This window comes from Kitasatospora sp. NPDC057542 (assembly GCF_042801945.1).
Taxonomy (GTDB): Bacteria; Actinomycetota; Actinomycetes; order Streptomycetales; family Streptomycetaceae; genus Kitasatospora.
In genome coordinates, this window is sequence record NZ_JBHVFE010000047.1 from 19,199 (window position 1) to 30,401 (window position 11,203).

At 72.9% G+C, this 11,203-nt stretch carries 10 protein-coding genes; all 10 read right to left on the reverse strand.

The features are described from left to right. Positions 1 to 64: 64 nt before the first annotated feature. Complete coding sequence (locus ACFU7Y_RS09120) at positions 65 to 1,297, reverse strand: recombinase RecT (RefSeq protein ID WP_380767084.1); 1,233 nt, start codon at positions 1,295 to 1,297, stop codon at positions 65 to 67. A 304-nt stretch (positions 1,298 to 1,601) separates the two neighbouring features. Then, the gene (locus tag ACFU7Y_RS09125; RefSeq protein WP_224273290.1) at positions 1,602 to 1,910 is read right to left on the reverse strand and encodes a hypothetical protein; all 309 of its coding nucleotides are present in this window, start codon (positions 1,908 to 1,910) and stop codon (positions 1,602 to 1,604) included. 130 nt (positions 1,911 to 2,040) lie between these two features. Then, positions 2,041 to 2,283 (reverse strand): hypothetical protein, encoded by a 243-nt coding sequence (locus tag ACFU7Y_RS09130; RefSeq protein ID WP_380767086.1) that lies wholly within the window; start codon positions 2,281 to 2,283, stop codon positions 2,041 to 2,043. 28 nt (positions 2,284 to 2,311) lie between these two features. Next, positions 2,312 to 2,530: a hypothetical protein gene (locus ACFU7Y_RS09135; protein WP_380767088.1), complete on the reverse strand. Its 219-nt coding sequence runs from the start codon at positions 2,528 to 2,530 to the stop codon at positions 2,312 to 2,314. Between the two features lie 17 nt (positions 2,531 to 2,547). Continuing rightward, positions 2,548 to 2,718, reverse strand: a complete 171-nt coding sequence (locus tag ACFU7Y_RS09140) for a hypothetical protein (protein ID WP_380767090.1) — start codon at positions 2,716 to 2,718, stop codon at positions 2,548 to 2,550. Then, the gene (locus ACFU7Y_RS09145; RefSeq protein ID WP_380767092.1) at positions 2,715 to 3,368 is read right to left on the reverse strand and encodes a hypothetical protein; all 654 of its coding nucleotides are present in this window, start codon (positions 3,366 to 3,368) and stop codon (positions 2,715 to 2,717) included. Before ACFU7Y_RS09145 ends, ACFU7Y_RS09140 begins: the two co-directional genes overlap by 4 nt. Before the next feature lie 18 nt (positions 3,369 to 3,386). Beyond that, positions 3,387 to 6,215 (reverse strand): hypothetical protein, encoded by a 2,829-nt coding sequence (locus tag ACFU7Y_RS09150; protein WP_380767094.1) that lies wholly within the window; start codon positions 6,213 to 6,215, stop codon positions 3,387 to 3,389. A 13-nt stretch (positions 6,216 to 6,228) separates the two neighbouring features. Beyond that, positions 6,229 to 7,056 (reverse strand): hypothetical protein, encoded by an 828-nt coding sequence (locus ACFU7Y_RS09155; protein ID WP_380767096.1) that lies wholly within the window; start codon positions 7,054 to 7,056, stop codon positions 6,229 to 6,231. Continuing rightward, on the reverse strand, positions 7,056 to 10,850 hold the full coding sequence (locus ACFU7Y_RS09160) for a hypothetical protein (RefSeq protein WP_380767098.1): 3,795 nt from the start codon (positions 10,848 to 10,850) through the stop codon (positions 7,056 to 7,058). Before ACFU7Y_RS09160 ends, ACFU7Y_RS09155 begins: the two co-directional genes overlap by 1 nt. Beyond that, entirely contained in the window at positions 10,843 to 11,106 is a 264-nt protein-coding gene (locus tag ACFU7Y_RS09165; protein WP_224274920.1) for a hypothetical protein, read from the reverse strand. Before ACFU7Y_RS09165 ends, ACFU7Y_RS09160 begins: the two co-directional genes overlap by 8 nt. Between the last annotated feature and the right edge of the window lie 97 nt (positions 11,107 to 11,203).

An 11,203-nucleotide genomic window follows, 5' to 3' on the forward strand; every position in this document is an offset into this window, starting at 1 on the left:
TGGCCAGGCCGCAGGCCCGCGCCCGGGGCGCGGGCCTGCGGGTGAAGTGGGCAGGAGAAGCGGGCTAGCCCTCGCGGGCGTCCCCTCTGCTCCACACGGTGGTGTCCGGATCGAGCCGGATCAGGCCGCCGGCCTCGACGTGCTCGGCCGCCTCGGGGTGGGACCCCAGCACGGACACAACGTAGGGACGCAGCTCGGCGAGCAGCTCGCCGAGCTGCCCGGCCGTCGCCTTGTTGACGCCGATCCCGGTCGCCTTCCGCCACCGGTCGGTGATCTTGGTGACGGTGCTGCCCATCGCGGAGGCGAAGGCGCGCAGTTCCTGGCGCAGCTCATCTGCGGTGGGGGCCTCGTCAGCCGGTTCCGCCGAGGTCGCGTCCGGCTCCCTCTCGGGCGTCCCCTGCCCGGTAGCACCGTCGGCCGTCTCGGTGGTGGAGGTGCTGACCACCGTGCCGGGGATCACGACCCCGGGCTGTTCCTGGGATCGGGCCTCGCGGCGGCGCGCTGCTCCTGCCTCGCGCTCCAGCTCGCGCTGAGCGGCGTCGGCTTGCTCCATCTCCGCGTGCTCGTAGATGTTCACGAGCTCGCGGGGGAAGGCGATGCGCCATGCCTGGGCTTCGGCCACCTTGCCGATCATGTGGGCGCCCATGGTCGGCCACTGACCGGTCAGGATGCGCTTGCCGGTCTTGACTCCTCTGCCCGTGCGCGGGTCGTCCTGCCACTCGTCCTTGCCGACGGCGAACTCGGAGAAGACAGCAACGGCTTGGGTGACCGTCTCGTCCCCGGCGATGCTGCGGTGTTCGATCCGGCACATCGCGGCGGCGGGCGGGTTGTCGTGGAGCCACACGTCGACCCACCGTCGGCGGTTGATCCCGTCCTCGCCCACGATCCACCACTTCGGGTCGTCTTCGGGTCCGGTCCAGAACGGGCCGACGCGCCGGATGAACCGGCCAGTGCGCTGCCCGATGTGCCGGAACCCGTCGATGCCGGTCTGCGCGGTGTAGTACAGCTCCTCTTGGCCCTGCACCTTGCGCTTGCGCTGGATGTAGTAGATCTCGCGGCGGAAGGGGTCCAAGCCGGTGGACTTGCAGATGTGGAAGAACGCGACGAGGTCGTGCGTCGGGGCCTGCGCGAGGCCGATGGCGGCGAGGGCGGCCCGCTGCGCCTTCGTCCAGAACCGCTGCGCGCCGGTGATCTCCAGGACCTGGTCGGCCGTCTCGATGGTCATCTCCGCGCGGTTGTCCGTCAACGGGGTGACCTGTTCGGTCGAGGGGGGTGCTTGCTGAGCTGGTGCTGTCACCTCGGGGTGCCTTCCTTGTCTCCGTGGCGGCACCGGGGTTCGCAGGCCCCGGTGTGGCTGCCTGCCTCCACCCTCCCGCCAGCCCGGCCTGCGTGGGAACACCCACCACGTGGCCAAATCGGCTGCGGAGAAGGGAGATTAGGAAGTGTGGCCGCCGGGCCCGCGGGTTGCGAAGCCGCCCGGGTCCGCGTGCTCCCCTTGATAGGAGACAGCCCCGAAGGGCTTGTTGCCAGAGCAAGCGGCCGGTCGGCCCGGCGGCCACATCATCACTCTAGGGTAGCGCCGGCCGCAGACACAGGGCCGGCTACCAACCGGACCGGCGGTCCGGGGCGGTCGCGCGCTCCAGCGCTCCGGCGCCGGCGTGCTGCCACAGGCCGTCGTAGAAGGTCTTGGACGCCACGACGGCGAGGGCGACGGTGGTGAGGGCGGTCTGCGCATGGGCGATGTCCCCGCGGGCGAGGACGGTGACGATGCCGACGATGCCGGAGGCCACGGCCCCGACGACGGCGCGGACCGGCTTGGTCCAGTGCGGCTGCTGGACGAGCGCGGTCGCCCAGGGGGTGACGGCGCCGAGCAGCAGGCCCCACGCCTCGGTGTCGTTCAGGATGTTCACGGTCGTCTCCTGGTGCTGGTGTTGGGCAGGCTTGGTGCTCAGAGCGGCCAGGTCGCGACGAACGCGACGCCGGCGGCGGCCAGGTAGCCGGTGGTGAACCGGTATCGGGCCAGCAGGCCGGTGCGCGGGTCTACTCGCGCGGTGGCCGTTCGTCCCTTGACAGCGCGGCGGGCAGCCCCGCAAGGGTCAGGCCCGTGATGATCACGCTCGGGTCGGCCGGCGGCGTCCACGCCTCCCGCACGATCACCGCCGCTCCGAGCAGGAACAGGATCAGGTCCCGGATCGTCTTCCACCCGGTGATCTCGCTCCATCTGGTCCTCCGTCGGTGTCGTCGGCCAGCGGGAGGCTGCTGGTCGTCCGGGTCCCGTTCCACAGCGGGGGACGGTAGGGCGCGGCGGTGTCTACGGTCGCGTCGAGGTTCCGCGCAGTTCGGCGATGGTGGATTCGAGCTCGGCGATCCGCCGTTCCAGGTCGGCTTCCCGCGCGGTGCGTACGGCGATCTCCTCGCGGGCCAGGGCGAGTTCCGCCTGCGCGTGTCCCCAGGCGTCGGCCATCTGGTTGCGCAGCCGGGCGATGTACGGCTCGGCGTCCACGGTGATGGGCTGGGTGCTGTGCTCCATGGTGGCGGGGGCTCCGTTCACGTCGTCGGGTTGGTGGTGTCGCTGGTGGCCGGCCGGGCGCAGTCGGCTGTCTTCCGCAGGCGCTGGACGCCGGTCCGGAGCAGGGCGGCTTCGGCAGGGGTGAGCCGGCGCCGGTCGGCGGTGCTGAGCAGACGGTCGAGCTGTTCGGGGCTGGGGCCGTCGGTCATGCCGCGTCCTCTCCGATGCGTTGCGCCTCGTCACGGCAGGGCACCGCGGCGTCCCACACCGGTGTGGTGAAGGCGTCCGGGTTGACGCGGGTCGTCTCCTCGTCGACGGGCGGGCGGGGCTGGGCGAGTTGCCAGCGGGTCTGCTCCACGATCTCCGTCTTCGCGGCCACTCCCTCCGGGGTGATGCCGTGGTGGCGCCGGATGATGTCGAGCGGATCCGGCGCGGGCTTCGCCGCTGCCGCGCGGCGCGTGCCCGCGGTGGGTCCGGCCGTGACGGCGACACGGGTCCGCTTGGTGTGGGCGATCCGTTCGAGGTGGGCTCGCCGGGCGGTGGCCCGGTCGGGCGCGTTGTGCAGCGTGACGGGCGCCGGCTTCCCGGCGGCGAAGCCCTTTGCAGCGGCCGGATCGGCATGGCGGTCCACGGCCGGGTCCGCCATCCACGGCTCGTGGAGCAGCATGTCGAGGATCGTGTCGATGCCGTCCGGGGTGGTGTGGTCGATGTCGTACTCGGCGGCCCGCCACTCCAGTGCGGAGATCGGGAAGACTGTGACGTGGTGGTCCCCGTCCGGCCGTTGCTGGCGCACGGCCCAGCACTGCGTCGGCCCGACATTAATCTGGGCCGCTTCGAGTACCCGGTACTGCTCGGGCATGGTTGCTCCCCGTTCGTGTCAGATGCGGTAGCACCAGAAGCCGACGGAGCCGTCGCTGCTGGCGGAGGCGAGGGTGGTGGTGAAACCGGTGAGGCTGGATGCGGTGACCTGCCAGGCCCGCACGGCTTGCCAGTCCCGCAGGGTGACGATCGGCACCATCGCGGATTGCATCGTCGGCCCGTAGGAGAGCGACATGGACGTCCAGTTGGTCATCCCGACCGTGCCGGTGAACAGCCCGCGGTCCGGCTCGGCGTACCAGTAGTTCAGGAAAGTGCCCTTGTACTGGAGGGTCGTGGCGTCGATCCACAGTTCGGTGTTGCCGCCCCGGTCGTTGCTCCGGCCGATCTGGACGCCTGAATCCGCAGCGACCACGTAGCCCTTGACCGAGTCCTCGACCATGTACGCGAGCGCGGCGCCTTGGCCCGCGTTCATCCGGACCGTGCCGCCCCACGGCCTCTGGGTGTCGGTGCGGATCGTCTCCAGCGCCGACATGTACTCGGTCAGGTAGAGCCGGTAGGCCGTCGACTGCCCGTTGTGCTGGAAGGTGCCGCTGTTCAGCCCGATGTACGCCGCGCCGTTGCTCCCACCGACCGCGTTGACGAAGGCGTAGTTGTTGCCGTTGGTGGGAAAGAAGCGGATCTCCGGCAGGCCCCCGCCGGGGTTGATCTCGATGCGCTGCCCGGTGGTTCCGCTGGACAAGCCGCCGACGATCCGCACGTCGCCGGTAGTCGCGGAGACGGAGACGGTCTTCACGCCATTGGCGTTCCACGCCTCGATGCCCGCGGAGTTGAGCTCCACCCTCGCGCCGGTGTCGGCGGTCTTGATGCGCGCGGAGACCGTGACGTCCGCGTTGAGCTTGCCGACGGTCAGCTTGCTCGCGGAGACGGTGCCGATGTTGGCGTCCTGGATGGTGGCGAGCGCGATCTTCGCGCCGATGATCGTGGCATCGGCGAGCTGGGTGGTCCCGATGATCTGGTCGGCGAGGTCGGACCTGATGACGACGGTCGGAACGGCGGAGGCCTCGGCAGAGGGCTGCGAGGCGTTGCCCGCCCGGTCGCGGGCGACGAACTTGATGTAGTAGGTGGTGCCGTAGGACAGGCCGGTGATCGGGGCGGCCGCCGCTCCGGCGAGCCGGTCGACGATCGTCGCCGCGCTGGGGGCGAACCCGGCTGCCCTGGAGGCGTGCACCTCCACCTCGGCGAAGTCCGCGGGCATTTCCTCGCCCTGCGCCCCTCGCCCGTCCCACACCGCCCGCAGCGCGCCGATCAGCGAGGTCACCGCTGGCTTCGACGGCACCGGGGGCGGGGTGGTGTCGCTGGCGAGGATGGTCTCCTCCGACAGCCGCCAGGTGGAGGAGTTCCCGGAGGCGTCCACGGTGCGCACCCGGGCCTGGACGCGCTGCCCGGCCGGCAGCTGGTCGTAGTGGGCGATGGTGCCGTTGACCGCCTGCTCCGGGGACCACTGGGGGTCCTGCCCCGCGATCCGCAGGCCGGGCAGCAGGTAGGAGACGTAGTAGTTGCCGGCGTCGTCGTACACGGTGCCGTCGGCGTTCTGCGTCACCGCGGGCCAGGACACCGCCAGCGCGGCGTGCTGCTGCCCACCCCGGTCCAGGTAGGCCCAGGAGCCGAGCAGCACCGCGTCCGGGGCCTTGGGGGCGACGGTGTCGTTGCGGTCGCCGAGCGGCGGCAGCGGGGTACGGGAGGCGGTCGCCGAGCCGTTGGTGAGGGCATCCAGCTGCCGCTGCACCCGGATGCGCTGCTCCACGAACAGGTCGTTGAGTTCCAGGCTGCTGCTGGGCTGGCCGGTGTTGTCGTACGTGGTGGCGATGGTGCGCACCCGCAGCGGCTCCAGCGTGGCCGGGTCGGTGCGCCGCTGGTCGTAACGGATGTAGTCCCCGGCCCGGTAGTCGATGCCGGGCCGGTGCTGGGTGGCGGCCGGGTCGAGTTCGATCGTGAAGCCCTCGGAGGCGGCGCCCATGCCGCCGAGGGTGACCCGGGCGAGTTCCGCGAGGGTGGTGGCGTCGGTGATGCCGCCCCGGCCGTCGAAGGCCTCGCGGCGTCCGTATCGGGCGGCCGCGGTCGGGTTGACGACCTCGGCGAGGTTGCCGGAGTCGCCGGAGGCCAGCAGGTGGGAACGCACCGAGCGGCGGGAGCGCTGCCGGGGGCCCTTGAGGACGTCCCGGCCCAGGTACAGCACGATGCCCGGGTGATCGGTGGCGCAGACGGTGTCGGGCACGTAGGCGCGCAGCCGGTAGCCCTCCATCCGCACGTCTGCCCACCCCGCGCCGGTGATCGAGGTGACGGTCTTGAGCAGGTCGCCGCCGGCGTCGTACTGGACGGTGTACGTGGTGGGCCAGGGGCGGCCGGCGCTGTCGGCGGCGGAGGTGAAGTCCCAGGTGATCTCAGTCAGGGCGCCGCGGGCTTGGGCGCGCTGCAGGAGGGTGGCGATGACGGCCCCGGGGGTGGCGTTGACGAACGGGAAGTGCGCGTCGAGGCCCTGCACGGCCTGGCCGGGGGTGTGGCCGACCGGGTAGATCACGGCGCGCTCCAGAAGGGCGAGGGCGCCCCGGCAGCCGACCTGGATGGGCCGGGCCTCGCCCGCGTCGTCGGCCGGGTCGTCGCCGTCGTCCTCCAGCAGGTACCGCTCGGGCTTCTCGACGCCGTCGATGACGAGGGAGAGCCGCGGGTCGTCCCCGGACAGCAGGCCGGCGCCCGGGGCGTTGCGCGGGTAGGTGAAGGTCAACGTGCCGACGCCGTTGTGCTCGGCCTGCGTCTTGAGGTCGGCGGGGTAGGGCAGCAGACCGAGCAGGCTGCCGCTCGGGCTCAAGACGCGCAGGTGGACGGCCACGGTGGTTCTCCGGTCAGGTCAGGTAGGCGCGGCGGCCGGTGACGGTGAGCTGGGTGGTGGGCCCGGTGTTGGTTCCGGTCAGGCGCACGCTCGGCGGCTTGCCGGGGCGGCCGGGGGCCAGGCGCAGGAAGGCGGGCCCGGTGTTGGTCAGGCGGCCCGGGTCGGGGACGAAGCCGCCACCGCCGGTCAGCTGCCAGGTGGCGGCGTCCACGGTGAGGGTCTGCCCGGCGCCGATCTGCCCGGTGTAGGTGAACGAGTCGCCGCCGGTTGCGTCGGTGGTGTCGGTGACGGTCGGGGCGGTGATCGGCCCGGTGAGCAGATAGGCGAGCTGCTCCATCGGCGCGGTCGCGTCTGCGAACTCGGTCAGCACCAGGTCCTGGGGCACGGGCGTTCCGGGGGCGGTCGCCCGGGTGCTGGTGTCGGCGGACACCCAGTACCCGGCGGGCACGTTGACCTCGAGGCTGATGCGCATGCCGCTCTGGCCCAGCGGCGTCGGGGTGAGCGCGGACAGGACTTCGCCCTCGCAGCGGCGGACCTGGCCGGCGGCGGTGTGCCGCTCGAAGGTGAGCAGCCGGTGCGGCCGGGCGACGACGCGCAGCAGGTCCTCCCACGCCGCTTCGACGTCCTGCCAGCCGCCCCTGGTGGGGGCCAGCCACAGGGCGAGGGTGAACTTGCCGGGGCCGTGGTGCTTGGGCCGCCACAGCTCCCCGATGCGGTTGGGGACGGTGGCGTTCGCGCCGACGACGGCCGGGGTGCCGGTCAGCCCGGCCCGGTACTCGACGTCGCGCACCAGGCCGTCGGTGAGGTCGTAGCCGTCCACCAGCCAGCGTTCGCGGGCCATCAGACGCTCTCCTTGTCGAACAGGCCGAACGAGGCGAGGGCCCGCAGCCGGTTGTTGACGGTCTCCCCCGGCGTCTCGGGCAGCGGGTTGGTGATGTACTGCACGATCGCGCCGGGCGAGATGACGGTGCCGATGCGCTCGCCCTGGGCGCTGTCGGCGAGCTGCCCGCGGGCGGCGTTGATCGCGCTGACGGCGGCGCTGCCTCCGAGGCCGCGCACGGCCTGTGGGGTGAGGATGCCTTCGCCGGGGCTGAGGCGGGCCAGGGCGCTGTCCTGGCCGGGCGCGTAGCCGGGCACCACTCCCCCGGTGGAGTAGCCGCGTACGAAGGCCAGCACGCCGTCCACGGCCCGGTTGACCATGCCGCGCAGCATCTTGCCCCACGCGTTGTCGGGCATCCAGTTGAACCAGCCCCTCACCGGGTTGAGGGCCTTGGCCAGGGCGCCGGCGGCCCAGCCGCGCAGTTGGTCGACCGCGCCGTCCACGAGTCCGCCGAGGAAGAAGCCCTGCACGGGCGCGCCGGCGTCGGCGAGACGGCCGGCGCGGGCGGCGTCGTTGAGGGCGGTGATGCCGCCTTCGCCGCCGAGCTGGCGCACGGCCTGCGGCACGAGTACGCCCTCACCCGGGCTGAGCATCGCGGGCACGGTGTCGCGCCCGGGCGCGTACCCGGGCACGACACCGCCTCGGGCGAAGCCGACGGTGAAGCTGGGGAGTTTGCCGAGGCCGAAGCTGTCGGCGATCCAGTTCCAGGCCTTCCTGATCCCGTTGTCGTACACGGTGTTGACGAGGAAGCGGATCGGCGGGGCGAAGATCCCCGACAGCTTGCCCCAGGACCAGGCCGCGAAGGACACCATGCTGTCGAGGGCGTAGCGCACGCCGTCGGCGAGCCCGCTGATCGCCCCGTTGACGACGTTACGGAACCACTCGGACTTCTGGTAGGCGGTGACGAACGCCAGCACCAGGGCGGCGGCAGCGGCGACGATCAGCATGATCGGGTTGGCGGACAGCAAGGTCAGGGCGCCGCGCACCGCGCCGATCGCGTTGGAGACGAACATGATGCCGCCCGCGACGCCGGCCATCGTCAGCAGCGCCGACACGAAGGCGCCCATGCCGGGGATCGACAGCAGCAGCTGCACGGCGGAGGCGACGGCCTGGATGACGAACAGGAACCCGGACAAGGTGTTGCCGAGGCCGCCGAGTTGGGCGGCGATGCCGACGATGGAACTGAGCAGCCCGAGCAGCTGGTCCCACAGCTGGCCGTTGCCGAGCGATCCGGCCAGCTGCATGACCGCGGGCAGCACCTCGGTGCGCAGCCGGGCGATCAGCGGCGCGAGTGCCGGGTTGTTGGTGAAGTTGAACCAGGCGACGCCCAGGGCGCCGACCAGCCGTCCGACCTCCTGGAGGACGGGGACGGTGTTGGCGAAGTATCCGGCGAGCTTGGCCTGCGTCTCGCCTTCGCCGGTGAGCGTGCGGAAGGACCTCGCGGCGTTGGCGAGCGAGTTGAGGAGCTGCTGTCCGGCGGGTGCTGCGGCGCGCCCGATGTTGAGGACACCGAGGCCGATGTCCCGCAGGATGCCCCACAGCTGCGCGCCGGTGTCACCGGCGCGCTGGAAGAACGCACCGAGCTGGCCGCCGTCGCGGCGGGCCTGGATGAACGAGGCGGCCAGGGCGAGACCGCGTTCGGTGGCGCTGGCGAGGCGCTCCAGCAGCGGCGCGGCGGCAACCGTGATGTTGCGCAGGCCATCGGCTGCGCTCAGGCCGGCGTTCGCCAGCGAGCCGATAACCCGCGTGTTGGTCGAGGCGACCTGCGCCAGGTCCGCCCGCCACGGCCCGGACGTGGCCATCTCCGCGCCCCGGACGGCGGCCTGGCCGAGCACCTGCCCGGTGTCGCCGATCGCCCGGTTGAAGATCGGCAGCAGGCTCAGCCCGCGGCTGATCGCCGTCTCCAGTGGAGGCAGCAGCGCCTCCTGCGCGGTGTCCCGCAGCCCGCGCAGGGCAGGCTGCACCGTCCCGGAGATGAACCGGGCGAAGCGCTGCCCGGCCGGGGAGAGCGCGTTGAGCGCCTGTTCGGCGGCGCTGGCGGCGCCAGCGGCGGAGGCCAGCGCCTGCGACTGGTCCCGCACCGCGCGGGCGACGTCCCGCTGGGCGTCCGCTACCTGCTCGGCGGAACGCTGCTGCTGGCGCTGCGCCTCACGCACCGCCTTGTCGAGGTCGTTGTGCGCGTCCTGGACCTCGCGCACCGCCTCGACGCGGGCCCGGGCGGCCTGCTGCTCGGCCTCCTGGACACCCCGGACCGCGTCCTGCTCGGCCTCCTGGGCGCGGGCCAGCTGCTCCTTCGCGGAGGTGACCTGGTCGCTGCCCTCGACGCCCTGCTGGTTGGCCTTCTTGACGTCCTCGGCGAGCCGCTTGTTGCGGGTGCGGACGTCCTCGAGCTGGTTGACCGCCTCCTGGTAGGAGATCTGGGCTTCGCGCCGGTCCGTCTCCGACGAGAACGGACTGACGTTGACCTGGTTGAGCCGGGAACGGGCCTGCTCCAGGGAGAGCAGCGCCTTCTGCTCCTCCAGCGGCCCCCGGGCCGCGTCCCGGTTCAGGTCCTCCAGGGTCCGCGCGGCCTGCTGCCGGGCGTCGTTCAGCGCCTGCTGCGCCTGCGCGGCGGCCTGGTGTGCGCGGGTGACCGTGAGCTCCGCCGCCGCCAGCTGCCGGTCGGCGGCGGCGACCTGTGCCACCGCCCGTTCCTGGACGTCGGCCAGCCGGCGCCGGGACTGCGCGACCTGCTCGGCACCGCGCAGGGCCTGCTCGTCGCTGTCGCGCTGGGCGGCGCCGAGTCGGCGCTGCGCGTCCGCCACCCGGTCGGCGGCGGCCTGCCGGGCCTGCGCGGAGGCGCCCGCCGCGCCGGCGGACTGCTTGTCCGCCTGGCCGAGCGCCTTAACGGCGGCACCGATGCCGGAGAAGGCGGCCAGCAGGGTGCCCAGGCCCTGGACGGCGGCGCCCGCCGCCCCGGGAAGGGCACCGAGCAGCCCGACCGCGGGCGCGGCTGCCGCACCCATCGCGAAGAGCCCGGCGGCAACCTGGGTGAGGGCCTGGCCGAGGGCGAGCGCCCCGGAGGCCATCGCGGGCAGGCGAGCCAGCCCGGCGACGGTGGAGCCGAAGCCCTCGGCAGCCTGGAGGAACCCCCCGGAGTCACCACCGCCGCCGGCGGAGCCCCGGGCGTTGAGGGGGACGTCGACCGGCCGGGACGCGAGCGTGCGGAACGCCGCGAGGCGGGTGGTCGCGGCGGCGGTGTCGACGTCGACCCGCACGCGTACCGACAGGCCGGTCAGCGCTTCCTTGACGCGGGCGCGCAGCCCGGCCGTCTCGACGTCCAGGTCGAGCTTGACGGTGGCGGCGGCAGCCTCGGCGGCGATCCGGACGCGCTGGCGCAGGTTGCCGGTGTCGAGGCCGACCCCGACGCGCACGTACGCGGCGCGGGCTGTCGCCGCCCGCACCTTCTCCGCCAGCCCGGATGTGTCCGGGTCGACGGCGACCTTGATGCGGGCGCGGGCGGCCTGCGTGGCCGCCTGGACGCGCTGGCGCAGCCCGGCAAGGTCGACGTCGACCGTGACCTTGATCCGGGCGCGGGTGGCCTGCGCGGCGGCTTCGACGCGCTCGCGCAGCCCGGAGGCATCCGGGTCCAACCGGACCTTGGCCCGCAGGTTGCGCACCGCCGCGTCGACACGGGCCTTCGCGTCCGTCGCGAACCCCGACGAGTCGGCGACGACCTCGACGACGAGGCGACCGGAGTCGATCTCCTCAGCCACGCCCGGCCGCCTTTCCGGTACGGCGCAGCACGGCGACAGCCCGGGCCATGCCCTGCCCGGCCTGCTCGTGCCCGCGGCCGGCCCTCAAATAGGCCGGACGCGGCAGCTCGACCGGCCTGCGCAGGCGGTGCTCCGCCGCCAGTACCGACACCAGTTCGACCAGCTGCGCCAGCAGCTCCTGCGTCAGCCCCCAGCGGTCCGCGCCGACCTCTGCCCCGTCCCGGCGCAGCAGGGCCTCAGCAGGCAGCCCCCGCATCAGGGATGCTCCTATGGACGTCAAGCCGCAGGAGCAAGGTCGGTTTGAGTGATGTGTCGGGTTGTCGGTGTGCTGGTCAGGGCGCGGTAGATCTCGC